This window comes from Streptomyces sp. NPDC043870, assembly GCF_056435785.1.
In genome coordinates, this window is sequence record NZ_JBWKDT010000018.1 from 109,885 (window position 1) to 133,984 (window position 24,100).

General features: G+C 70.4%; 22 protein-coding genes and 1 pseudogene. 7 read left to right on the forward strand and 16 right to left on the reverse strand.

Going from position 1 to position 24,100, the window contains the following annotated elements; translation table 11 throughout:
• Window positions 1-14 precede the first annotated feature (14 nt).
• From AC0699_RS22535 to AC0699_RS22565, 7 genes are all read right to left on the reverse strand, one after another.
• Entirely contained in the window at window positions 15-521 is a 507-nt protein-coding gene (locus tag AC0699_RS22535) for a hypothetical protein (RefSeq protein WP_478663004.1), read from the reverse strand.
• A 20-nt stretch (window positions 522-541) separates the two neighbouring features.
• Entirely contained in the window at window positions 542-733 is a 192-nt protein-coding gene (locus AC0699_RS22540) for a hypothetical protein (RefSeq protein WP_478663006.1), read from the reverse strand.
• Between the two features lie 224 nt (window positions 734-957).
• Entirely contained in the window at window positions 958-3,045 is a 2,088-nt protein-coding gene (locus tag AC0699_RS22545) for a hypothetical protein (protein WP_478663009.1), read from the reverse strand.
• A gap of 2 nt (window positions 3,046-3,047) precedes the next feature.
• On the reverse strand, window positions 3,048-4,625 hold the full coding sequence (locus AC0699_RS22550; RefSeq protein ID WP_478663011.1) for a hypothetical protein: 1,578 nt from the start codon (window positions 4,623-4,625) through the stop codon (window positions 3,048-3,050).
• 155 nt (window positions 4,626-4,780) lie between these two features.
• Window positions 4,781-5,629: a DUF2637 domain-containing protein gene (locus AC0699_RS22555; RefSeq protein WP_478663014.1), complete on the reverse strand. Its 849-nt coding sequence runs from the start codon at window positions 5,627-5,629 to the stop codon at window positions 4,781-4,783.
• Window positions 5,626-5,904 (reverse strand): hypothetical protein, encoded by a 279-nt coding sequence (locus AC0699_RS22560; RefSeq protein WP_478663016.1) that lies wholly within the window; start codon window positions 5,902-5,904, stop codon window positions 5,626-5,628. The genes AC0699_RS22555 and AC0699_RS22560 overlap by 4 nt, the downstream gene beginning before the upstream one ends.
• Complete coding sequence (locus AC0699_RS22565; RefSeq protein WP_478663019.1) at window positions 5,901-6,170, reverse strand: DUF6284 family protein; 270 nt, start codon at window positions 6,168-6,170, stop codon at window positions 5,901-5,903. Before AC0699_RS22565 ends, AC0699_RS22560 begins: the two co-directional genes overlap by 4 nt.
• 1,043 nt (window positions 6,171-7,213) lie before the next feature.
• Between AC0699_RS22565 and AC0699_RS22570 the strand changes: the two genes are divergently transcribed.
• Both AC0699_RS22570 and AC0699_RS22575 read left to right on the forward strand, forming a co-directional pair.
• Window positions 7,214-7,972 carry a helix-turn-helix domain-containing protein gene (locus AC0699_RS22570; RefSeq protein ID WP_478663021.1) on the forward strand — a complete coding sequence of 253 codons (759 nt, stop codon included), beginning with the start codon at window positions 7,214-7,216 and terminating at the stop codon, window positions 7,970-7,972.
• Between the two features lie 2 nt (window positions 7,973-7,974).
• Window positions 7,975-8,448, forward strand: a complete 474-nt coding sequence (locus tag AC0699_RS22575; protein ID WP_478663023.1) for an NUDIX hydrolase — start codon at window positions 7,975-7,977, stop codon at window positions 8,446-8,448.
• Here the strand turns inward: AC0699_RS22575 and AC0699_RS22580 are convergent.
• Complete coding sequence (locus AC0699_RS22580; RefSeq protein WP_478663026.1) at window positions 8,436-9,008, reverse strand: HD domain-containing protein; 573 nt, start codon at window positions 9,006-9,008, stop codon at window positions 8,436-8,438. The two genes, AC0699_RS22575 and AC0699_RS22580, sit on opposite strands and share 13 nt — an antisense overlap.
• Window positions 9,005-9,439 carry a GntR family transcriptional regulator gene (locus AC0699_RS22585; protein ID WP_478663028.1) on the reverse strand — a complete coding sequence of 145 codons (435 nt, stop codon included), beginning with the start codon at window positions 9,437-9,439 and terminating at the stop codon, window positions 9,005-9,007. Before AC0699_RS22585 ends, AC0699_RS22580 begins: the two co-directional genes overlap by 4 nt.
• A gap of 278 nt (window positions 9,440-9,717) precedes the next feature.
• On the opposite strand from AC0699_RS22585, the gene AC0699_RS22590 reads away from it, so the two are divergent.
• Window positions 9,718-10,623 (forward strand): hypothetical protein, encoded by a 906-nt coding sequence (locus AC0699_RS22590; RefSeq protein WP_478663031.1) that lies wholly within the window; start codon window positions 9,718-9,720, stop codon window positions 10,621-10,623.
• A gap of 76 nt (window positions 10,624-10,699) precedes the next feature.
• Here AC0699_RS22590 and AC0699_RS22595 read toward each other — a convergent pair whose 3' ends face one another.
• Both AC0699_RS22595 and AC0699_RS22600 read right to left on the reverse strand, forming a co-directional pair.
• Window positions 10,700-11,755 carry an LPO_1073/Vpar_1526 family protein gene (locus AC0699_RS22595; protein ID WP_478663033.1) on the reverse strand — a complete coding sequence of 352 codons (1,056 nt, stop codon included), beginning with the start codon at window positions 11,753-11,755 and terminating at the stop codon, window positions 10,700-10,702.
• Entirely contained in the window at window positions 11,756-12,046 is a 291-nt protein-coding gene (locus tag AC0699_RS22600; protein WP_478663037.1) for a hypothetical protein, read from the reverse strand.
• A 414-nt stretch (window positions 12,047-12,460) separates the two neighbouring features.
• On the opposite strand from AC0699_RS22600, the pseudogene AC0699_RS22605 reads away from it, so the two are divergent.
• The 3 genes and pseudogenes from AC0699_RS22605 to AC0699_RS22615 form a co-directional block, all read left to right on the forward strand.
• Window positions 12,461-12,547: pseudogene (locus AC0699_RS22605) on the forward strand (glutamine synthetase); the annotation flags it as partial.
• A 267-nt stretch (window positions 12,548-12,814) separates the two neighbouring features.
• The gene (locus tag AC0699_RS22610; protein WP_478663040.1) at window positions 12,815-14,665 is read left to right on the forward strand and encodes a serine/threonine-protein kinase; all 1,851 of its coding nucleotides are present in this window, start codon (window positions 12,815-12,817) and stop codon (window positions 14,663-14,665) included.
• Window positions 14,666-14,782: 117 nt separating this feature from the next.
• Window positions 14,783-16,120, forward strand: a complete 1,338-nt coding sequence (locus AC0699_RS22615) for a hypothetical protein (RefSeq protein WP_478663043.1) — start codon at window positions 14,783-14,785, stop codon at window positions 16,118-16,120.
• A gap of 45 nt (window positions 16,121-16,165) precedes the next feature.
• Here the strand turns inward: AC0699_RS22615 and AC0699_RS22620 are convergent, their stop codons facing one another.
• The 5 genes from AC0699_RS22620 to AC0699_RS22640 form a co-directional block, all read right to left on the reverse strand.
• Complete coding sequence (locus AC0699_RS22620; RefSeq protein ID WP_478663045.1) at window positions 16,166-16,603, reverse strand: VOC family protein; 438 nt, start codon at window positions 16,601-16,603, stop codon at window positions 16,166-16,168.
• 30 nt (window positions 16,604-16,633) lie between these two features.
• Window positions 16,634-17,125, reverse strand: a complete 492-nt coding sequence (locus tag AC0699_RS22625; RefSeq protein WP_478663046.1) for a VOC family protein — start codon at window positions 17,123-17,125, stop codon at window positions 16,634-16,636.
• Window positions 17,126-17,196: 71 nt separating this feature from the next.
• The gene (locus tag AC0699_RS22630; RefSeq protein WP_478663049.1) at window positions 17,197-17,631 is read right to left on the reverse strand and encodes a VOC family protein; all 435 of its coding nucleotides are present in this window, start codon (window positions 17,629-17,631) and stop codon (window positions 17,197-17,199) included.
• A gap of 32 nt (window positions 17,632-17,663) precedes the next feature.
• Window positions 17,664-18,182 carry a pyridoxamine 5'-phosphate oxidase family protein gene (locus AC0699_RS22635; RefSeq protein WP_478663051.1) on the reverse strand — a complete coding sequence of 173 codons (519 nt, stop codon included), beginning with the start codon at window positions 18,180-18,182 and terminating at the stop codon, window positions 17,664-17,666.
• A 132-nt stretch (window positions 18,183-18,314) separates the two neighbouring features.
• Window positions 18,315-20,441 carry a PIG-L family deacetylase gene (locus tag AC0699_RS22640; protein WP_478663053.1) on the reverse strand — a complete coding sequence of 709 codons (2,127 nt, stop codon included), beginning with the start codon at window positions 20,439-20,441 and terminating at the stop codon, window positions 18,315-18,317.
• Between the two features lie 518 nt (window positions 20,442-20,959).
• On the opposite strand from AC0699_RS22640, the gene AC0699_RS22645 reads away from it, so the two are divergent.
• Window positions 20,960-23,977 carry a bifunctional [glutamine synthetase] adenylyltransferase/[glutamine synthetase]-adenylyl-L-tyrosine phosphorylase gene (locus AC0699_RS22645; protein ID WP_478663055.1) on the forward strand — a complete coding sequence of 1,006 codons (3,018 nt, stop codon included), beginning with the start codon at window positions 20,960-20,962 and terminating at the stop codon, window positions 23,975-23,977.
• The last annotated feature ends 123 nt before the right edge of the window (window positions 23,978-24,100 follow it).

Genomic DNA, 24,100 nt, shown 5'->3' on the forward strand with positions numbered 1-24,100 from the left:
CGTCTTCGGCGTTCTCAGCCGTGGAAGGTGTTGCGGGTACGGGAGAGCAGACCGCGGGTGTGGGTGGTCACCTCGGTGCGCTTGATGACCGTGCCCTGGTAGATGTGCTTCGAGGTGCTGGCCTTGGCCTTGGCGATAAGGCTGCCGATGGCGAGTGCGGCCAGGGCGACGCCGATGAAGGGGGCACACAGGGCGATGACGCCGGTGAGGGTCATGGCGGACAGTCCCTCCAGGACGAGCCAGGCGCCGCAGCCGACCCCGGTTATGCCGGCGCCGATGCCGATGGAGGCGACCGCGGTTCCGGCCGCCCATGCGGGGACGGTGCGGCGGTCGTCCTGGTGGACGGGTGTGGCGTCGCCGATCGGCGGGGGCGCGATCGCGTCCCGGTAGCCGGTGGGTATCTGCCGCACCGGCTGTGCCGGGCGGTAGATCTCGTCGATGATCCGTTGGGCTTCGGCGTTGGCCTCTGCGTCGCTCATCCGCGGCCACCAGGCCGCGGCGGACTGCTCGTGCTCGGTCATGGGGTCCTCCGGTCGGTTAGTCAGGTGAGGTGCCGGGCGGCATCGACGACCGCACGGCAGGCGGTGCGGACGGCTTCGGCGGCGCCGGTGTCGGCGGTGAAGAAGCCGAACAGGAACACCGTGAGCGCGGCGAGGGGGCCGACGTAGCGGCTCCGTATCAGGACGACCGTCAGCACTCCGAAGAGGGCGACGGCGGACAGGGTCACGATCACGAACGGGCCTCCCGGGAACGCCGCGGGCAGCACCCTGTGGTGGGGTGCTGCCCGTGAGGTGGTGACGGTGTGTGGTTGTCGTGGGGTGCGGCTACTGGGTAGTGGTTAGTGGGGTCCCCAGCAGAAATGGGCTTGTGAGGGCCTGTGAGGGCCGTACTGGGGTGTTCTAGTGGGTAGTGGGGTGGGCCCCACTACCCACTAGCCAGTAGCTGTCTGTGAGCTGTTCAGGCGTGGTCGGGGTGGACGTAGACCGAGTGCGGTCCGTTGTCCCGGTAGACCAACTCCCCCCGCTCGACCGCGGCCTTGAGGGCGTCGCGTACGGTCTTGCGGTCCCGGCCGACGAGGTCGGCGACGGCGGACGGTTTCATGCCCGCCGCCCCTACCTCCTTGATCGCCGCGATCGCCTCGGGCAGCCACGCCGGACCGCCCTCGCCATCGCCGCGGAGCGCGGACAGGTTCAACCCGTCGGCGGTGGGCGGCTCGTCCTCTGCGGTGCCGGGTTCGGGGGTGGTGCCGAACTGGGCGTCGATCTGTTCCATGAACCTGCGGGCGAGCGCGTCTTCCTCCGCCCGGGATGGGCCCGCGGGCGCCTCGGTGCCGTGGAACGCCGACAGGTTCAACCCTGCCGACCGGTCGCCCGCCGCAGGAGGCTGTGGGCTTTCCCCAGGGTTGTGGGTGGTGTCGCGCATCCACGCGGTGCGCTCCGGTTCCCAGCGGGTGTCGTAGGCGTCGCCTGCGGCCTGGCGGGAGATGTCGTCCAGGTGGGGGTGGAGGTCGGTGGTGGCGGTGACGATGTCGCGGATCTGATTCGGGAGGATGCGCCAGTTCTTGAACAGCGCGGCCGGGGATTCCGGGGTGCCCATGAACCCGGCGCCCTTGTAGGGGGCCTGGTCGACCTTGAGGCCGCGGGTGCCGGGGAAGATCTTGGACAGGTCCATGCCCTCGACCTCGCCGCCGGTCAGGCAGACGCGGGCCTTGGCCTCCCGGCGGATCATCAGGTTCCCCAGCACCGACCCGGTCGCCCCGAGGGCGGTGAGGACGGTGCGGATGCCCATCGCGCGCAGCAGCCGGATCACTTCCAGGATCTTCTTGGCCAGTTCCTTCATGTGCCGGTCGGTGCTGACGAGGATCTCCGCGCCCTCGTCGATGACCAGCATGATCTGCGGGATCTGCGGGCTGATGGGGAGCTGGTCGGTGTTCCGCTGGGCCATGAGGTCCTGGTAGGCGACCTTGCGATGCTTGCCCACCCGCAGGGCCGTGTCCAGCATGAGCATGGCCTCGGCGTGGGTGGAGGCGAGCCAGTCCACCCCCGGCCGCACCCCGTCGACGAACCGGCCCTCGGCATCGAGCGCGGGCCGCACCCACGGGAGGCCGGCGGATCCGGCGTTGAGGTCGATCACCCAGGTCAGGCCGTCGGTGGTGCGGGCGAACCCGGCCAGGATGACGTGCACCATGTTCGTCTTACCGGACCCGGTCGGCCCGACCACCAGGGCGCACTGCTCGCGCAGGTAGACGCAGATCTCCTCCGCGTTGGTGCGGTAGCCCCAGGGGATGCCGGTGTAGATCGACAGCGGCCCGTACTCGGTCGGGTAGGTGCGCTCCTCCGCCAGCACGTTCACCGTGGTCACGTCGATCAGAACGCGGCCCTGATGGATGCCCTGCGAGGCGACCGCGGTGCAACCGTGCGGCAGCCGCGCATCCGCAGAGAGCTGCGGGGCATAGCCCGCGATCTTGTCGTAGGTGGCGCCGCCAGGCGGGAGTTCGGCGTCGATGGTGAAGCCGGTCCCGGTAGGCCACATCTCCACCGCCAGCACCCGCAGGGTGATGCCGCAGACCCGCTGGATCCGGTCGACCCACTCAGCGGCGATCGCCCGGCGTTCTGCTGAGAGCTCCCGGGAGATCCGCCGCTCCTCGGCCGCGATCGCTTCGAGCTCCCGGGCCTCCTCGTAGAGGAGGGTGGAGCGGGCGGCGGCGCCCATGCCGACCCCGATCGTCGCGAGCGACCCGAGTGCCGCCCACGAGAGCGGTCCGGTGGCCATCGCCCACGTCGTCCACCCCGCACCCACGAGCCAGGACGCGGCCCGCATGCCGATCGTGCGGCCGGAGAGACGGTCCTTGATGCTGGTGACGGTGTGGCCGATCGCGCCCGCGGCGCCGACGGCGAGCGCCCACCCCGGGGGCATGCCGGTAGCGGCGCCGGTGGTGGCCACGGCGAAGCAGCCGGTGGTGGCGGACAGGGTGCCGGTCACGGGTCCGTGACCGGCCGCCCAGTCCCACACCGGCCCCGTCTTGGTGGCGGTATTGGTGGTCATGATCAGACGTTCCATCCCTTCTCGGCCTCGGGCCCGTTCCTGGGGTCCTCGTGACGGGCGATGTCCTGCTCGTGGGCCTGCCGGAACAGCGGCCCCATGTCCTCGGCCACCGCGACGGCGGACATGACCGCGCCGAAGATGTCGTTGAACCCCGAGGCGACCTCCTTCTCCAGCGGGAACTCGGAGTCGGACCGCTCCGCCAGGACGCGCATGGTGTTCGCCACGCTCGTCAGCGCCGCGGGCAGGCCCTCGACCATGGCGAGGATCTCCATCGCGTTGTCGGGGTCGTACTGCTGAGCGGCGGACTCCATCTCCGCCGCGTACTCCTCGAACCGGAAACCAGACACAACCTCTCCCTCCGTACTCGTGGACTGGTCAGGTGCTGCGGGGACGACACCGGCCGGACGCTCCGCCCGGTCTCCGATCACCTCGTCGTCATTGCTCCGGGCCTCCGCGTCGGCGGCGGCCTCCTCCTCGCGCTGAGCTGCGCGGATCTCCTCATCCCGCCCAGCCCGCTCCTCGGCCGCGGCCCCGACCAGGCGGGCGAACAGGCGCCGCCCGGGGTACTGCAGGAAGCGAATGCCGAGCTTCCTGCCGAGCGGCGTCGTCACCATGCCGACCAGCCCGAGCGCACCGGCCAGCAGCGCCGCCAGCAGTCGGCGGCCCTGGAACCGGGCGGCGGACCGCCACAGCGCCTTCCGGGCCCGCTTGCGAGCCGGTGCCTTGCGCACCGTGGCGCGCTGCTGGGCGACTTGGTCGGCAGTGCGCTGGTCACGGGTCTTCCGGGCGCGGTCGACCGCCTTGCCGCGGACCTTGCCCACCGAGCCCCCGGCCTTCGCCAGCGCCCGGCCGATCGGGCCCTTGCGGGCGAGCGACGCGGTACGGCCAGCGGTCATGGCGGCCCGGCGGGCATCGGTAACCGAGCGGCGGGCCGCGGTTGCCCCCGCCCGCTCGGCGGCCCGAGACGGCGCCGCCGTACGGGCCGCCTCCCGCAGCGCTTTCACCTGCTTGACCCGACCGCGCGCCTTCCCCGCGGCCGTCCCAGCGCCAGTCGATGCGGCGTGGGCCGTGCGGGTGAGCGCCTTGGACGGGCGGGCCGTGGCCGAACCGGCAGCGCCATGGCGGGTCTTGCCCAGTCTGACCGCTCCGCGGCGGGATGCTCCGCCGGTGCGTCCCGAGGCGCCGCTTCCGCTCCTGCGCGCGGTCGGCCGCTGCTGAGGCACCCGGCCGGCCGTACCGCCTCGGACGCCGGTCGCCGCCTTGCCCGTACCGGTTGCTCCGGTGGTGCGGGTGCGCGGGTTCCGGCGCTGGTCGCGGCGGTTGCGGGTGGCTGCAGTCGCACCGATGACGACGGCGCCTGTCGCCGCGACGGCGAGGGCGGCCGGGCCGCCGACCAGCGCGGCCGCCGCAAGCAGCGACGCCGTGGCGTTCGTCCCGGTCACCGCCAGCGGGACGACCGGCCATCCGCCGGGCGTGTGGTCCAACTCGGCAGCAGCAGGGCCCGGGTTGACCTCGAGCGGCTGGGTCTCGTCGGCAGCAGCCACGGGGGCCACTACCGGTTCCGTACTCAGGTCAGTCATGCTGACAGCACTCCTTTGGGAGTTCAGGGGCCCGGACGCGATGCTTTGGCCGGCTGCGTCCGGGCTTGCTCATCGGTGGTGCGCTGTTCCTCGTGGTGGACGCAGGCGCCGCACATGCCACGCGAGCGCGGGATGCAGCACCCGCGGCCGGCGCCTCATACGGTCACCCGCTCGGCGCGTTCGGCGCGCAGGGTGTCGCGGAGCGTGCGGGCCTTCTCGGCCGATGTGCGCACGGCCTTGCGGATGCCCTCGGCGGTCAGGGCGTCGTCGTCCCAGTCGGCCGTGGCCGTACGGGCCTCATCGAGCAGCTGCTCCGGCGTGCGGTTCGGTCGGGGCGAGCGAGCCAGCTCCGGCACCCGACCGGTCGCCCGACGCGGTAGCGTCGACTCTGCCGCAGCGACCCCGACCGGCACTGCCTCGGTCGGCTCGGTCGGCTCCACCGTGTCGGCCAAGTCGACCGGGTCGAGCGCCAGTTGCGCGACCGGCACCGGTGCTGCGGGAGTCGACTCGGCAAGGCCAGAGGTCGACCGATCCATGCCGATATCCACTGATTCGCTCGTGTTCGGGTGGTCGGTCGGGCGATGGTGGAGCACCTTGGCCACGAGGTCCGAGCCGAAGTAGATCGAGCCGACCGGCAGGGAGGTGGCGAGCAGCACGAGGGCCCAGTTCGCGGGGTCCCAGTCGGCCAGTCGACTCCAGTCGACCGACTCACGGTGCAGCTCGGGGACCAGTCCGTGCACGTAGTTCAGCACGAGCGAGGCGAGCGTGTAGGTGGCCAGCACCCGCAGCGCGAACCGCTTGTCCGCCCGGTCGGTCAGCACCAGCGTGGCGACCAGCGCGAGCGCCATCAGGCCGTCGACCACGAACGGGTACAGCATCGCCGCCGTCGCGTCCGCGCCGACCGCCTTCGCCACATCCCGCAGCGCGTTCCAGGACACCCGGAACGCCATGCCGACCACCACGACCAGCGCCAGCACCAGCAGCGTCTTGCCGAAGCGGTTCATGCCGCACCCCCGTCCCGGGGGTCCTCGAATGGGGTGTAGGTGGCGGGATCGGCGGCGGTGCGGCGGCGGATCTCCACCGCGTTCCGGCCGGGATCGCCGCGGTACTCGAGCATCACGGAGAGCGCGATGCGTACGCTGCTCGCGCGGCGCTCCAGCAGCCGGTGATAGATCCGCTCGTCCGCGTCGTCGATCGACGGCAGCGGAAGGTCCAGCGCCTCGACGACCGCGGCCAGCAGATCGGCGACCGCACCGGCGGGCTCGATGCGCTCGTTCATGCCGCACCCCCGGGCAGGCTCGCCGCGGCGGCCCGGTTGGTCAGCGCGCGGCGGGCGGCCAGGACCCGGTTGCGGGTCCGGCGGATCCGCCGCTCGTCCAGCGGCGACGGGGCCCGGTCCAGGGTGGTGATGTGCGCGTCCAGCAGCTCGACCTCCGCCGTGATGACGGGCATCTCGCGCTCGATCGCATCCAGCTCCGCGTCCGTCGGCTCGCGGTCGAAACCCGCGGTGGTAACAACCGCCTGACGTGCAACGATGTGCTTCATGGGTCGTGGTTCCTCTCGAATGGAACGGCCCGATAGCGCCCCTGGAGTAGCCGCTCCGGGGGCGCGTGCCGTTGAAGGGACTTCGGATCAGCTCAGCGACCGCCGGCAGCGGCGGACGCGCATCGCGCTCGTGCTCGCCGCTCACCGGCGGCCCTGGGCACGGGCGTTGTCCTCGCTGCGCTTGTTCGCTTCGGCGTTCTTGCGGGCCAGCTCGGCCCGCTCCGCTTCTGTCAGACTCGTGACCACAGGGACCTCCACACAGGTGCCTGTAAAGCGCCGCCCGGAGTTGCACCTCCGGGCGGCGCAGCCGTTCGGAACCGGCGGATTCCGGCTCCCCACCCCCCGCCCGTACGCGCCCCGCGAACTGGGCCCGGACGGGCGAGGGAGGCAACCGGCCGCAGTACTCGGCTGCGCAGGTGACCTGTTTCCGCGAATCACCGGCTATCCCGGCGGGCCGCATGGGCGGCGGATCAGGGAGACGCAAAGGGCGTTACCGCCCGTGCCGGTCCAGCACGAGCAGCGCCCCGGTACTTCGTCGGTACACAGCGGCCTCCCGAGGCGGACGGACGTGCCGGTCAGACCTCCGATACGCGTGGTGCCGCTGACCCCGGGGAGGTCTGGTTCCCGGAGCGCGTCGCGGCGTCAATGTCGGCCACGCGGTTCTTTAGAGCCGATGGCGTGTCCCCCTACGCGGGGTGTGGGGCCCGGTTGTGACGCGGGCCCGGTCTCGGTCGGCTGGTCTCCACTCGCCTCGGTCGGCGTCTTCACGGCCGTGGTGCTGCGGTGGATCACGCTGTGGAGTTGGAGTTGCAGTTCGCCTGAACAGCCGTGTGGGAAGCTCAGTCGATGCAGTACCTGCATTACAGGTGCTGCATCCGGGTTTCGTCAAGCGGGCTTGCGGAACTCTTGGGATCTGCGCCGGGACTTCTTGGCGCACCATCAGAATCCATGCAGGTGAGGGGCATTGGTCACCTCATGCATGGACAGCTTTGGTAGATCTGGCTACCGTCAAGAGCTCCCAAGACGTCCCGTCGGGGGTGGAGATGTCCAACGAGCGTCTGCGATCAGCTCTCTTGGCGCAGGGCATGACCGTGCACGAACTGGCCGACGCCATCGAGGTGAACCCGAAGACGGTCGAGCGCTGGATCACACAAGGGAAAGTCCCGTACCGACGCCACCAGTACGCGACGGCATCCGTTCTGAAAGTGGACGTGACGACGCTGTGGGAGGACTCCCGCACCGTGGACAGTGCCGCTGACCTGAGTAAGGCGGAGATCGTCACTGTCTACCCGCATCGCCATATGGTCCCCGTCGGCCTGTGGCGCGAGATCTACGGGCGCGCGGAGAGGTACGTCGATGTCCTCGTCTACGCCGGGCTATGGCTGTCCGAAGACCCGCAGTTCCTTGACCTCCTGAAGGCCAAGGTGCAGGGGAGCGCGCAGGTGCGCATTCTGCTCGGAGATCCAGCCTGTGCCGCAGTGAAGCAGCGCGGAATAGATGAGGGTCACGGGATCATGGACGGCAAGATTCGCAACGCGCTGGTGAACTACCGGCCGCTCATGGCGAGTCACCCAGAGATCGGATTCCGGCTCCACGACGCGACCCTGTACAACTCGCTGTTCCGCGCGGATGACGAGCTGCTGGTCAACACCCACGTCTACGGCATCGGCGCGTACATGGCACCGGTGCTCCACCTGCGGCGACTGCCAGGCGGAGGGCTCTTCGACACGTACGCGAATAGCATCGAACAGACCTGGGGTGGCGCGCGCCAGGTGAGAGAAGACGACTTCACGGGAGCCTGAGCATGGGACGCATTGACTACCTTCACGACCCCGACGCCCCGCCGGCCAACTCAGTCGTGCCGTCCGTGGTGGCGTTCGTGCAGAACGACGCCGGGCACGTGCTGATGATTCAACGCTCGGACAACGGCCGGTGGGCGCTGCCGGGCGGTGGCCACGACGTCGGCGAGTCCATCAGCGACACCGTGGTGCGCGAGGTCTGGGAAGAGACCGGAATCAAAGCCGAAGTCGTTGACATGTCGGGGATCTACACCGACCCCGGTCACGTGATGCTGTACGACGATGGCGAGGCCCGTCAGCAGTTCAGCATCTGCTTCCGGGCACGCCCGGTCGGTGGCGACCTGCGCACGAGCAACGAGACGACACAGGTCCGCTGGGTCGACCCAGCGGACCTGTCGGAACTCGACATCCACCCCACGATGCGGCTGCGCATCAAGCACGCCATGGATCGGACGCGGACAGCGCCCTATATCGGCTGACGGTCGGCTGCCGCGAGCCGCTGGAGAACGCGCGCCGTGCTTGCCAGAATCTCCGGCTCGGCCCGTCGGATGAAGGTGCCGATGAGGCTGTCCGGTCCATAGCGCCCAGCGATCTCGTTCACGCGATCCACCGGGTTGGTGGGCGTACCGTCCGGCGTGGTGTTCATGTCGCAGTAGCAGAGCGCGTCAGCCAGGAGCGGGCTCTCACGGGGGAACTCGTCCTCCAGCTCCTCCCACAGTCCGCGGGCTTCTGCCTCCATCCACGCGCATGAGTGGTGCGCGACGAGACGGACGACCCGTACGTCTGCTTGCGCGACGTCTCGCAGGTACCGGGCGCCATCCAGCGGGTGGAAGCCTGTCTTGGCCAGATCGGGCGAATAGCCGATGTCATGGAGCACTGCGGCGGCCTCCATGAGCTCAGCGTCCGCGCCCAGGATCGGGGCGATGGTTCGTGCTCGCTCAGCGACCCCCAGGGAGTGCTTCCATCGGCGGGGGAGCGGCTCGGCGAGCAGCGATTCGGCGAGCGGATAGGCCCACTCGGTCAGTCCCGTGGCACTCAAGATGAGGAATGCTCCTTTCGATTGGGCAGAGCCCGTACGGTCCGCACCTTCCCCTGACCTCCCTCTGAGAGCACCCCGGCAGACTCCAGCTTGGCCAGGGCCTTGCTCACCGTCGGCCGCGAGACATCGAATGGCTCACAGAGTTCGGACGCGCTCGGGAACGGGTCGCCTACCTTCAGATTGCGATCAGTGATCACGTCGGCGATCCGATCGGCCAACGGCCGGCGGTCCTCCTGCTGCCCCTCCCTGATCACTCGCCAGCGTCCCCCGGGTACCGGCTCGGCCAGTCCCTCCTTGCGGAGCACGCCGAAGGCTCGGAGCGCGACGCCGCGCGAGACCCCGTGGTCACGCATCAGGTCCGCCAATCTGGGGAGCTCCGTCATCTCGGGGTCGGACTGGAGCTGCATCTTTACCACCTCAGCGATCTGCAAGAAGGTCCCCCGAGGGCTGGCCTGCTGCGACACTCGCTCTCCCCTCTCTGCGTATCCGACATCCGCCCCAAGCCTCGCATGCTGTGGCTGCGGGGCCGCCTCACCTCTATGGATGGTCGGTCCGTGACAGTACCCCGGTGATGGGTCCGAGAAGGCCCCCACTCGGCATCGACAAGCCACCACCGCGGCAGCCGTCGGCGTAGGCGTCGCGTCGCTCGCATGAGCGTTCGGGCGAAACGTGGAAATCTCTTCTATCGGATGAAAGGCGGCGGGTGGCCGTGGATCTGGAGAGCATCAAGCAGGAGCTGTACGGCTTGCGGCCCGAGGAGTTCGTCGACGTCCGTACCGAGCGTGCGCTCGCAGCCCGTAGAGCCGGCGATCGGAAGCTCGCGGCCCAGATTGCTTCGCTCAGGAAGCCGACGCTGTCCGCGTGGGCGTCCAACCTGTTCGTCCGGTCCCAGCCCGACCAGGTTGCCCGGCTGCTCCAGCTCGGAGAGGCGCTGCGACACGCCCACAAGGAACTCGACCCTGATCAGCTACGCGCGCTAAGTAGCCAACAGCACCGGCTCGTTGGCGAGCTCGCCCGCGAGGCCCGGCGCTTGGCGTCCGAAGCAGGGCATCCGATCACCGAGGTGGTGCAGCACGAGATCGAGGCCACGCTGCGCGCGGTCCTCGCTGACTCTGAGGCGGCAGAGGAATGGGCGTCTGCCCAGTTGGCCAGGCCGCTGACGCCGCCGACCGGATTCGACGCGGCTGTGGTGGCCGCAGTGCCCGTCGGGCCGGCTGAACCTGAGCCTGCGCGTGAGTCGGCCGCGCCTGCGGAAGCGCGTCGCCCGCGTCCGAGCGCTGCTGAGCAGCGGCGTGAGAAGGAGCGCCAGGAGAAGCTGGCGCGCGCCCGCCAGGAGGCAGAGGACGCTGAGCGGCAGGCACGTCAGCAGGAGGACGGGCTCCGACGAGCTCAGGCCGAGCGGGAGCGGGCCGAAGTGCACCTGCGGAAGGCGGAGCAGCGGGTGGCCGATCTGGGCGATGAGTTGACGGCGGCCAAGGAGGCCGAGCGGACGGCTCGCGTCGCGTTGGACGGGGCCCGGCACCAGGCCACCGATGCGGAACGGGTCGCCCGCAAGGCGCGCCGCGACGCCCAGACGGCCCGCACCCGCGTCGAGCGCATGGAATCGAATGAGTGAATCCACCCGGCGATACCGGCGCAAGCAGATCAGTTCCGCGCTGGCCAGAGTGAGGCTTTGCGCGGAAGGTGACTCCTTACAGTATGAAACTATCGAACGGCGTATTAAATTCGGGGTTAATCCGACGCACATTGGAGTAAGCGATTGCGGTGCCGATTGGGGTGTTTAGGTAACCCGGGAATCCCAGCTGCGCACATCGAGAAAAGATCGGCTCCAGCGCAGGGTTGACCTCGACCAAAAGCTGATTAATTTGATTCTCAGCCAGCACGGTACTCGTCAGGGCCGTGTACGCCAAATCCCGAATGTGGTGAAGGTCATGAGAATCGATGAGTTCCTGCAATTCAGTCTTGGTGATGGCAGCTATCCCGTAGCGGTCCGGGTTCTCCGTAAACCGATAGGCTAATGGTGTCCCGATGAGGAGTTCGGCGTTCAGTAGCTCCTTATTTGTGAACCCTCGACTGAATAGTCCCGGATAGTTCATACCCGCATACTTGGCCGGAGACAGGGTTCCAGCCGTCGCGATAACACATCCAAGCCCAGTTAGATAATCGAGATCCGACGGTCCCGCTAGGTGCAAATCCTCAACGAAGGGAGCCAGGGCCTCCTCAAGTTCTGAGGCCAGCTTATTTGTGCTGTCAATGTTGGGGAATGCCGCCTGCTTGAAGAGCATGTTGCATGACAGCATTGAGAAGTGTTCCTTGGAGACTTTCTGTGCAACTCCCAGTGCCGTAGTCATGGCAATTTGTGCCGTATCTCTTGTGTTGCGACTAATGCGGTCGATGAGAATCTCTATGAGAACTTCTCCGAGATCGAGGTCGCCAGTCTTCGCGTATCCGGACTGCGCTTCGAGAATGGCGGCCTGAACGCCAGGGTCTTGGAGTTGCCTGAGGGTCTCAGGCGCTCTTCGATAGGCCTCGTCGACGAAGTTATCAGCAAACTCGGCCGCTCGAGAGTGGGCTAGGTCGTGGGCATCCTGTGTAAGTTTTTCGATGTTCATGCGAAAAACTTCCATGGCCGTTTCCTTTGCGATCTCCTTGACGTCGGAGAATCCAAGGCCAATGTTGATGTCGCGCAGGGCTTGCAGGTTTGTCGAATTATCGCCAGACGCCTGCCTACTCAGAGGCCACCTCATCTAAGGTTTCCCGAACTCATTATTGTCCCCGATGTTAATATCTCTTCCCCCCTGAATGTTAATGGATCCATCACCCCCACGCTGGGTCTGTGCGGGGGTGGCATTCGCAACGCCTGTGGAGTTGAAAAGCTGGTAGATTCCGATTAGGGCGCTAATCACACCAAAGACTGCGCTGGCAATGATGCTCAGCATGTCGGATTTCTCGAAACCGAGATAGACGGCGACTCCGATCAGCGTGAGACCGAATGCGATTGCGCAGCCACAGAGCAAGCGGCGTTGAGTGCTCGACATGCGCCTTAGTCTGGGGCAAGCCGGTGGCTCGCGTCTGGGGCTTGGGTACATCTGACCCAACCGGGCGGTCTGTGGGACCACTCGGCCGGTCACGGCGCACCCCACAGCTTGGCCGCCCTCCCGACTCACCGCAGAGGCTCCTCGCGACGGTCGTGAGGCGACGTCTGCGCACGGTACGCGATAGAGCAGGGCTTCACATGTCGCAAACCATGGAGAAGCTGCAGTTCAGAGCACGTGCAAGCGGATCTCAGGACATGCCCCTCTCCGGAGCCTTGTACATTCCTGCCGCTGGGCCGTCTGTGGGCCGTCGAGCAGTGGCCCGCAGCGGCCAACGATGACCATCGACGACCGTTCCGCCGCTGGCTATGAGGGTCCTGGTCGGGGTCTTCCAAGGTCCTGTCGCCACTGCACAAGTTCCTGCGCAACAAGAAGCAGGAGTGGGAGGAGTACCGCTCCGAGGTCACGGCGTTCGAGCTGCGGAAGAACCTGCCGGTGCTGTAGCCGCAGGTCAGCGCAGGTCAGCGCAGGTATTGAGCCTGAACGACACTCCGGGCCGACGGTCATTGACCGTCGGCCCGGAGTGCGTCTTGACCCAGCGACATGGCAGGGCAGCAGGCACTTTCGCTTTCCACTCCTGTTCCGGGCGCTGCCGCACGTCAAACGCACGGGCTCCAGTTGCTCGTCATTCGGCTGAATGCGATACCTGGGGAATGGGGGGTTCCCATGATCGTCGGGGAACCGTGCCGGCCACCTGGAAGAAGCGGCGCCATGACCGGAGCACACGAGGCCGCCGGGCGTGTGATCGCCGGGCGCTACCGGCTCCTGCGCCAGCTGGCTGCGGGGGGCATGGGCCGCCTGTGGCTCGCCTACGATCAGGAACTCGCGTGTGAGGTCGCGCTCAAGGAGATCGCCCTGCCGCCTGCCGTCCCGGACCGCGAGGTGAGCGCCCGGATCACCCGGGCCCGCGGCGAAGCGCGGCGCGCCGCCCGGCTGCGCGACCACCCCCATGTCGTGACCGTCCACGACATCGTGGAGGACGGCGGGCTGCCGTGGATCGTCATGGCGTTCATCCCCGGCGCCACCGACCTGCAGGCGGTGGTGCGCGAGCACGGGCCGCTGCCGGCCGCCGAGGTGGCCCGGATCGGGCTGGCGGTCCTGGACGCCCTGCTGGAGGGCCACCGGCTCGGCGTCCTGCACCGGGACGTCAAACCTGCCAACATCCTGCTGACCAGCCCCGACCCGCGGCCCGGGTACCGTGCCGAGGGCGGCCGGGTACTCCTGACGGACTACGGCATCGCGCTGGAGCCGAGCTCCGGCGAACCGCGGCTGACCGGTACGTCGGAACTCGTCGGAACCCTGAGTTTCATGGCCCCGGAACGGGCCCGCGGCGAACCGCCCACGCCGGCCTCCGACCTGTTCTCACTCGGCGCCACCCTGTACTTCGCGCTCGAGGGGACCGGCCCCTTCGACCGCGACTCACCGGGCGCCACGCTGACCGCCCTGCTCTTCGAGGAGCCCACCCCGCCCGGGCGGGCAGCGGAGCTGGCCCCCGTCGTGCTCGGGCTGCTGGCCAAGGACCCCGCGCAGCGGATGGAGGGGGACGAGGCCGCGCGGCGGCTCGTCCCCGTCATCGCCGCCGAGCCCCACCCGGCACAGCAAGCGACGCTCTCGGACTGGACGCTGCCGTCAGAGCGCACCACCGCGCAGCAGCCGGCTGTCGCCGAGGGATCGGGCCCGCCCCCGGGCCCCCTGTCTCCGCGTCCTCCGCCCGATCGGGTCGGCCCAGGCCCAGGTCCGGGTCCGGGTCCGGGTCCGGGTCCAGGTTCGGGTCCGCGCCCCGAACCATCCTGGTGGCGCTCTCGGCGAAGCCTTGTTCCGCTCATCACCGGGGTGGCCGTGGTGCTGGTGCTGGGCTTGGGCTTGGTGCTGCTGCTTCGAGGCGGTGGAACGGGTCCTTCGGACGGGGCCACTTCGCCGTCCCCCCGTGCCACCGCATCCGTTTCGCCGTCCCCGCGTGACACCGCGGCCGAAGCCGCAGAGGCGCACAGGATCGCATTGGCGGTGGCGCTCACACCTCAGGACTGGGGCCCGGGGTTCGTTCGGAGCAGCCCGTACGAGGAGGACCCGGCCCTGGAAGAAGCGGTTCAGCCCAATTGCGAGTTGTACCGGAAACCCCTGCGGGCGGGCACACTCGCCGCGGTCTCACGCGCAGCACAAGACGACCTGCAAGGCTTCACCACCAGTTCCGGGGCGGCGGTGTACGTGGACGACGACACGGCACGAGCATCCCTCGCCGACGACAGAAACACGACCCACCGCTGCACCACTCAGCGCATGGGCAAAGCCCGCTGGGACGACGTGCACGAAGCGATCGCCCCGCCATTGTCCGGCTTTGACGAAGTGTTCTCCGAAGAAGGAAGGCTGGCCATCTACGACGACGGCAGTAAGGCGAACCTGCCGTACGTCCTGCTGGTCGGCCGGACAGGGAAAACCACGGTCTCCGTCTACGTGAGCGGCCCGCCCGAGAGACTGGCGGAGACTCGCAAGAAAGCCACTGATGCGCTGCTGCTGATGCGCAGCCGCCTCTCCGAGCAGTCGAAGTCAGCGGAGGGCCGATGACCCCCCGTCGGCGCTGCGGCCCCGTCCATGTGGTGGGCGGGACCGCAGTGGCGTCTGGGGCGGCTGATAGCTTCTGCGAACTGTTGGCCGGGCACGGGGAACGTACGGGGGATCTGCATGAGTTGGCACGGGGAGGACCGGGCGGGCACGCGACTGCCCGAAGGCGTTTCGCCGGTGCGGCGGCCGCGATGGCTGCCCCGGGTGCCGTCGGTGCCTGGTGGCGGGCCCTGGCGCGACCGGGGCAACACGCTGCTCCGGGCCGCCGCCCTGCTCGGCATCGGGGCGAGCCTGTGGGCGTACTGGCTGACGTACACGGATGTGCGGGACCGGGCCGCGAGCGAGGCCGATATCGCCGCGGCCTGCGGCGGCATCGTGGATGCCGCGGCGGTGATGGACCTGCGGGGCGGGATGGTCAGGGCCAAGGCGGGCAGCGGCGAGAACGACCAGCTGCGGCTCGATGCGCTGCCGGGCCGGTGCACGCTCTACCGGGTGCCGGAGCCGGGTAAGTCCGACGGCCTCTTCGTACTCGTCGCCCGCACTTCCGCCGACGACGCGCCCATGAACGTCGTGGGCGACGAGATACGGTTCGAACCGTTCGGCCGCCGCGACGACAAGGATCCCGACCCGGACGACGTGACCCGCCTCGCCGACCACGCCGAGCCCCTGCCCCTGGGCGACGGCGCGCTCGGCCACTACAGCGACGACACCGTCACGGTCCGGGCCGACTGTGCATCCGGGGCCGGGAAGCCCTCCTCCGTGCAGGTCACGGCCAGGGCCGACTATGACGACGTGTCGGACGACGACCGCGGAATTCTCGCCGGACTGGCCCGCGGAGCCGCGGCCCGGGTCGCGGACGCACTGAAGTGCGAGGCTCAACTCCCCGGCGTTCCTACGCAGTTGACGACTCCCGGACGAGAGCTCCGCGCTCCGAAGTCCGCGAGCGCCTCCTGCGCCTGGTACGGCAGGCACCTCGACGACGCCGGGCGTGGCCGGTTGCCGGACCGCATGCTGGAGGCACCCACGGGGGCCAGGAGCGCGACGGAGACCTGCCTGCTGGCGCTCAGCCCGGCGGGCGTGCGCGAGATCGCCCCGGACCTGCAGGGATCCCAGCGGGAGTATGCCGACCACGCGCTCACGCACTCGCCCTGGTGGATGAGGACGGCTTCCTTCTTCGACGCCGAGCCCGAGTCGGTCGCCTTTGAGGTAGTCGACCACTACGAGTACCTCAGGCCAAGCACCGCCGGTGGCGGGGAGGGGTCCGGCGTCTGGTGGGCCTCGTCCGTCTGCGACGGGCGGCCCGCGATCCACACCCTCACCGTCAGCTACACCTACGAAGACGTCGTACTCGACCGCCTGTCCACCCTCTTCCGGGCGTACGTCGACGACATCACCAAGCGCCGGGGCTGCACCGACGTCGAACTCCCCGCACCTTCGGCCTTCAAGGCGGCCAAGTGAGGTGACCTGACCCGGCTGTCGGGCCGCCTGACCAGGAGACAGGTCCTAGTGGCGGCGGTCCGACAGGGGCGCCGGGGCCTCCTGGACGACCCAGCCGTTGCCGTCGGGGTCCTGGAAGAACACGAACGAGTTCCACGCCTCGCCCTTGCCCTGGGCCCAGCCCGTGGCGGAGACATGCTGGACCGCGCTGACCGCGACGCCACGGGCCAGCAGCTCGTCGTGGGCCGACTCGATGTCGGGGACACAGAGTTGCAGGCCCTGGATGGCGCCGGGGGCCATCACCGTCTGGCCGGGGGCAGGAGGCATGCCCTCACCGATGACGATCGAGCAGGGCGACCCGGGCGGGGTCAGCTGGATGATGCGGACGCCTTTGCCGATGCTGCTGTCGTGGTCGACCGTGAAGCCGCACTGGTCGGCGTAGAAGGTCCTGGCCCGGTCGACGTCGCTGACCGGAACGACGATCACTTCGAGGGTCCATTCCATGGCGCTGCCCGGATTCCTTGCGGGGACCGGCTAGTCCGCTTCGCCGCCGGCCGTGGCTCCGCCGGCCGCGCCGTCGCCGTCCGCACGCTCGCGTGCCTGCTCGGCCAGGAGCGCGTGGAGGGGCTGGGAGGCGCGCCGGGTCCACTCCTGGATGGCCCAGCCATTGCCGTCGGGGTCGGAGAAGTACATGAACGTGCCACCGTCGCCCGGCGCGACCACTTCGGGTTCGGTGACGTCCAGGCCACGGGCGACGAGTTCGGCATGGGCCGCCTTGATGTCGCCCACGACCAGCTGGAGGCCCTGGTACGAGCCGGGTTCGAGCGTCCTGCCGCCCGGCACGGGTATGCCCTCGCCGATGACGACGGAACAGCCCGAGCCGGGCGGGGTCAGCTGCACGATGCGGAACCGCTCGTCGATACGGGTGTCGTGATCGACGTGGAAGCCGGCCTTGTCGCGGTAGAACTCCTTGGCCCGGTCCACGTCGGAGACGGGGACGAGGATCACTTCGAGCGTGAACTCCATGGAGGGACCTCCTGTGTCAGCTGCCGGACCGTCACCGGTCGACTTGGACCGTCACCGGTCGGCTCGGGCCGTCACCGGCTGGCGAGTGGTGTCGGTGCCTCCTGGACCACCCAGCCGTTGCCATCAGGGTCCTGGAAGAACAGGAAGGAATTCCAGGGTTCCTTGCCCTTGCCGTCCTCCCAGCCCGACGGCCCGACGCGCCGGACCGGACCGACCACCACGCCACGGCTCACCAGCTCCGACCTGGCCGCGTCGATGTCGGTGACGCACAGTTGCAGGCCCTGGAGGGAACCCGGAGTCATCCGCGGCCGGCCGGGGGAGTCGGGCAGGCCGGCCTCGATGACGATGGAGCAGCGCGAGCCGGGCGGGGTGAGCTGGACGAAGCGGCTCCCCTCGAAGGGCGACATGTCGAGGTCGGCGTTGAAGCCGCACTGGTCCATGTAGAAGCGCTTGGCCCGGTCCACGTCGGTGACCGGAATGACGATCACTTCGAGGGTCCATTCCATGGAACGGTCTCCGTTCGGCCGTCCGGGCGCCCTCAGCCGGTGAAGCGCCAGCGGGTCTGGCTGTAGGTCTCGCCCCTGCCGAAGCCGAAGGCGGTACGGGGTGTCACGCCGAAGACCAGGGAGCGGCCTCCGCCTTCGTGCCAGAAGGCCTTGTCCCGGACCTCGAAGTGCCACTCCGGACCGTACTTCGACTCCCAGGCCTCGGCCAGCCGTGCGAGTCGCGGCTCGTCGGACACCACGGCCGCCTCGCCCTCGACGACCAGGTCGCGGCCCTCGCTGTCGGTGTTGGTGCCGGTGGTGAGGACGACGTGGGGGTTGGCGGCGAGGTTGCGCGCCTTGCGCTCCTGTTCACCGGTGGTGAAGTGGAGCGTGTCGTCCAGCCAGACCGCCATCAGTGGGGTCACGTGCGGGCGGCCGTCCGGGCGCACGGTCGAGAGCCAGAAGATCTCCGACTCGTTCAGCTGGGCGACCGCGTCCGGCCACGGTGTCGCGGTGGCGTCGGGGGAGCTGTAGCGCGCGTCGAGCTCCGTCTGTGGTTCCTGGGCCGGCATGGCGGGGTCCTTTCGTGGTCGGGTTCGTTCGGCCGCGGCGGGCCTTCTGTCACACATGTATGGACCGTGCGCGGCCGCGGGACTCATCGCCGCGGGACTCATCGGGCCGCGGGACTCGTCGGACCACCGGACTCATCGGGCCGCGGGCGTCCAGTGCAGGGTGCCGTCCAGACCGATCGTGGCCACACCGCCGGGTACGACCGCGGGTGCCCCCGCGAAGAGGAAGCCGGACTCCGTCCAGCCCGGGTTCGTTCCCGGTACGGCCGGGGCCGTCGCCAGCATGCCCGTACGGGATCGCACGGCCAGCAGCTCCCTGCCCGCGCTCACCGGGCCGAAGCCCGCCATGCCGGTGGCGGTCATGGGCGAGGTGGCGCGCAGCCTCTTCTCGGCCGCGCCCCGGGTGCCGGGGCGGCCACCGGTGAAGCGGGCGCTGCGCACCTCGCCCGTGACCGGGGCGCGGTACCAGAGCCGTACGCCGCCGCCGTCCTCGGCCTGCAGGCCCTTCCCGTACCCGTCGCCGCTGTCTCCGGCCCGTAGGCCGTTCCCGTTCCCGTACCCGTCGCCGCCGGCGTCCGCCGTCGCGCTGAGCGCCAGCGTGGTCGGCGGCAGTCCGGTCGGCAGTGGCCCGGAGAACGGTGCCCCGGGGCGTGCCTGCGTCCAGGCCAGCACCGACCTCGGGGTGGCGGCGAAGACCGTGTGCCGGCCGGTGGAGTCGGCGGCGACGACCGGGTCGCCGTGCAGATCGACACCTCCCAGCCGGGTCCAGGCGCCCCAGCTGCCGTCGGCGCGCTGGACGCGGGTGCTGAGACGGTGGCCGGCATCGCGGAGGTGGACGGTGAGCCGTCCGTCGGCGTCCACGGCGGCGGCCGGAGCGCTGATGTCGGACGTTCCGCTCGCGTCGGCACGCTCGGGCGTGCCGAGCGAGGCCCACGGCCCGAAGGCCCCGCCGGGGGTGCGCTGCACCGCGAGGACGACGTCCCGGCGGTAGTCGGCGGCGCGCTCGCCGATCGTCGTACGGGTGCCGAGGACGGCGATCCGGCCGTCGGGGAGGCGTACCGACGTCACCCCGCTGTCGACACCGCCGCCGTGCAGCAGCCGCGGCCCGGTCCATGCCGTGGCGACCGCCGCGCGGTGCCAGACCGCCAGCCGGCCGTCGAGCACGGAGAACGCCCATGCCGCGCCGTCCGCGCCCTCCTGTGCCCAGGACGTCGAGTCGCCCCGCGTGTAGCGGACCGTCCGCGCCCAGCCGTGCGCGGCGGGCCGTGCGGCCACCTTGCGGTCGCCGCACCCCGCCGGGTCGCCGCAGTGATCGGTGCCGTCCGTCCAGGCGTACGTCTTGAGGGTGCGCAGCTTGGCCGCGGCGGTTGCCGGGTCGAGGGTGTGCGGCAGGCCGCTGGTGAAGTATCCGAGATACGTCTGGACGCCGAAGCGCGGGCGCGGCTCGGAAGTGCCCGCGGTCCCCGCGGTCCTTGCCGCTCCCGTGGTCCCCGCAGCCCTCGAGGTCTCCGCGTACCGTGCGAGTGCCGCCTGGGCGAACCGTGCCCCGTACATGTGGTCCTGGTGGTCGGCGTACGCGCCGTTCGCCGTACGGCCCGGCGTCGGGTCCTGCATCCGCACGAACGTCGGCCGGAACCGTTCCAACAGCCCCGCGATCGTGTCGACGACCTGCTGCTTCGTGTACGAGAAGTCCTCCCGTACCGGCGCACCGGAGGCGAGCTGCGACGACAGTGTGTCCACGCGGCCGTCCCACAGGCCGTGCAGGCTGTGCGGCCGGTCGCCGCGTATGCTGCCGGCCTCGTGGAGCTGCACCCAGACGAGGCTGATCTCGGGCCGGGCGCGGAGGGTGTCCAGCTCGGCCCGGCTGCCGCCCGCCGTGGGTATGGACGTACGCGACCAGGGGCTGGTCCGGTCGCCGGTGGCCATCTCGGCGTAGGCCGCGCGTATCCCGTTCTGGCGGGCCTCGGCGTACGCGGCCTTGTCGGCGGCGGGCGGACTCGGGTCGTCGCGGGGGGCGTTGACCCCGTCGGACTCACCGGCCGTGAGATACACCGAGGTCAGGCTGCGGCCGGTGGCGATCGACCGGCTGGTGTCCGGGTTCATGAAGAACAGGTCGTCGTCGGGGTGGGCGACGATCTGCATCACCGTCTCGCCGACGGTGGTGCGCACCGGCTGCACGGCGGGCGCCGTGGGCCGCGCCTCCGGGCGCGCCACGGGGGCCTCGTCGGGCACGGACACGGTGGCGTCGGCGAGCCCGGCCACCGGGGCCAGGGCGAGAGCGGCGACCAGACCGTGCCGGAACAGCCCACGTCGGAACCGGCCGCGTTGGGGCCGACCGCGTTGGGCCCTGCCGCGTTGGGACCAGTCGCAGTCGCAGTCGCAGTCGCAGTCGCAGTCGCAGCCGCGGCCGCAGCCGCGCAGGGCAGAGTGCTCCCGGCAGCGGCCAGGGCCTGCCCGGGCCCTAGGCGAGGAAGGCATGGCGACGGTGCTTCCCGATGGGGCGAAACGTGCTTGGCGTCATAGAAGACCGACATTCCAGGAATACGGGCTGTCTCGCCCGGACGAGGACCATGGCGAACATCGCGGCGCGGCACATCACGGGGAGGTGCGGCACAGCACGGCGCGGCACAGCACGGCGCGGCACAGCACGGCGCTGCGCGGCAAGGCACCGCCCGGAACAGCACGGCACCACCCTCATGACCAGAGTCCTGCGAGCGCCCCCTCCCCGCACCTGCGACTAGGCTCGGACCGGGATCCGGACCTTGATCGGAGGCGGCGGGATGACATCGGTGCCGGGGCGCAGGAGCAGTACCTTCACCCGTCTGCTGCGGCACGGCTTCACCCACCCCGCCGTCGCCGAGCGGTTCCTCGGTCTGCCCGAGATGGCGCCCGTACGAGCGGACTCCGTCCTCCTCGACGCGCTGGGCGCGACCGCCGACCCCGATCTGGCGCTGCGCGGACTCGTACGCCTGGTCGAGGCGCAGGAGCCCGAGGAGCGGCGGGTACTCCTCGACACCCTGATCTCCGCGAAGCCGCTGCGTGACCGGCTGCTCGGCGTGCTCGGCGCGTCCGAGGCCCTCGGTGACCATCTGGCGCGGCACCCGCGCGACTGGCATGCGCTCCTGATGTACGAGGCGGTGGACCTGCACCCCGGTGTGGAGGAGTTCGAGCGCGGGCTTGCCGATGCCACCGAACCGGTGTCGCTGCGCGTCGCGTACCGCCGCTGTCTGCTGTCGATAGCGGCCCGTGACGTGTGCGGCACCACGGATGTCGCCCAGACCGCGGCCGAGCTCGCCGACCTGGCGACGGCAACGCTCCGGGCAGCGCTCGCCATCGCCCGTACCGCCGCGCCCGAGGACGCCGCCATGTGCCGGCTCGCGGTGATCGCCATGGGCAAGTGCGGTGGTCACGAGTTGAACTACGTCTCCGACGTCGACGTGATCTTCGTCGGGGAGCCGGTCGAAGGGGCCGACGAGCCGAAGGCGATCAAGGCCGCGACCCGGCTCGCGTCGCACCTCATGCGGATCTGCTCGGAGACGACCGTCGAGGGCGCGATCTGGCCGGTCGACGCCAATCTGCGTCCCGAGGGGCGCAACGGCCCGCTGGTGCGCACCCTCTCCAGCCACCTCGCGTACTACCAGCGGTGGGCGAAGACCTGGGAGTTCCAGGCGCTGCTCAAGGCGCGGCCGGTGGCGGGCGACCCCGAGCTGGGCGCCGAGTACATCGAGGCCGTCTCACCGCTCGTATGGCAGGCCGCGGAGCGCGAGAACTTCGTCCCGGACGTGCAGAAGATGCGCCGCCGGGTCGTCGACAACATCCCCGTGGCCCATATCGATCGCGAGCTGAAGCTCGGCCCGGGCGGGCTGCGGGACGTCGAGTTCGCCGTTCAGCTCCTGCAGTTGGTGCACGGCCGCAGCGACGCGACGCTGCGCAGTGGCACCACCCTCGACGCGCTGAACGCGCTCGCGGCGGGCGGGTACGTGGGACGCGCGGACGCGGCGCAGCTCGACGCGGCGTACCGCTTCCTGCGCGCGATGGAACACCGCATCCAGCTGTACCGGCTGCGCCGCACCCACCTCGTGCCCGAGGGCGAGGAGGACCAGCGCCGTCTCGGACGGTCGCTGGGGCTGCGCGCCGACCCGGTCGTCGAACTCAACAAGGAGTGGCGGCGGCACGGGGCGGTCGTGCGACGGCTGCACGAGAAGCTGTTCTACCGGCCGCTGCTGGACGCGGTCGCGCAGCTGGCGCCCGGCGAGACCCGGCTAAGCGCGAAGGCGGCCGTGCAGCGGCTGGAAGCGCTCGGTTACGCCGACCCGGCCGCGGCGCTGCGCCATCTGGAGGCCCTGTCGTCCGGGATGACCCGCAAGGCGGCGATCCAGCGAACACTGCTGCCGGTGCTGCTCGGCTGGTTCGCGGACTCCGCCGACCCGGACGCCGGGCTGCTCGGCTTCCGCAAGGTGTCCGACGCGCTCGGCAAGACCCCCTGGTACCTGCGGCTCCTGCGGGACGAGGGCGCCGCCGCGGAGAACCTGGCGCGCGTGCTGTCCGCCGGCCGCCTCGCCCCCGATCTGCTGCTGCGCGCCCCGGAGGCGGTGGCGCTCCTCGGTGACCCGGAGGGACTGAAGCCGCGCGGCCGGGAGCATCTGGAGCAGGAGGTGCTGGCCGCGGTCGGCCGCGCGGACGGCGCGGAGGCGGCGGTCGCCGCGGCCCGCGGGGTGCGGCGGCGCGAGCTGTTCCGTACCGCGGCGGCCGATCTGATCAGCTCGTACGGCACCGAGGACAGCCCCGCCGAGCAGGACCCGGGCGCGCTCGTCGACCGCGTGGGCAACGCCGTCACCGACCTGAACGCGGCGACGATCGCGGGTGCCCTGCGGGCCGTCGTACGCGAAAAGTGGGGGGACACCCTCCCCACCCGCTTCGCCGTCATCGGCGTGGGCCGCTTCGGCGGCCACGAGCTGGCCTACGGCTCCGACGCGGACGTCCTGTTCGTCCACGAGCCGCGCGACGGCGTCGACGAGCAGGAGGCCGCGCAGGCCGCGAACACGGTCGTCTCGGAGATCCGGCGACTGCTCCAGGTCCCCACCGCCGACCCGCCGTTGCTGATCGACGCGGACCTGCGCCCGGAGGGCAAGAGCGGACCCCTGGTGCGTACGCTCGCCTCGTACGCCGCGTACTACCGCCGCTGGTCGCTCGTCTGGGAGAGCCAGGCGCTGCTCCGCGCCGAACCGATGGCCGGCGACGCCGACCTGGGCGCGCGCTTCATCGAGCTGATCGACCCGCTGCGCTACCCGGCGGAGGGCCTCGGCGAGGACGCGGTCCGCGAGATCCGCCGCCTCAAGGCCCGGATGGAAACGGAACGTCTGCCGCGCGGCGCCGATCCGACCCTCCACACCAAGCTGGGCCGGGGCGGCCTCAGCGACGTCGAATGGACGGTCCAGCTCCTCCAGATGCGCCACGGCTGGGCGGAGCCCGGCCTGCGGACGACCCGCACGCGCGAGGCCCTCGCCGCCGCCCACGCCGCGGGCCTGCTGTCCACGGAGGACGCCCAGATCCTCGACGACGCCTGGGTCCTCGCCACCCGCGTCCGCAACGGCGTGATGCTGGTCCGCGGCCGCCCCGGGGACACGTTCCCCTCGGACGGCCGCGAACTGGGCGCGGTGGGGCGGTACTTGGGATACGGCCCCGGGCCCACGGGGCGGCAGCCGCAGATGGGATACAGCGGCGAGATGGTCGACGACTACCGACGGGCGACGAGGCGGGCGCGCGCGGTGGTGGAGGAGCTGTTCTACGGGGCGTAGGGCGGCGGCACGGCGCGGCGTCGCTCGGGCGCGGGCTGACCGGGCTGATGGCCCTGGAGGGGTGCACGTCCCACGCGGCGGTGGCGGCGGGGGAGTCGGGGGTGGCGGCGGTCGTGCTCCCGA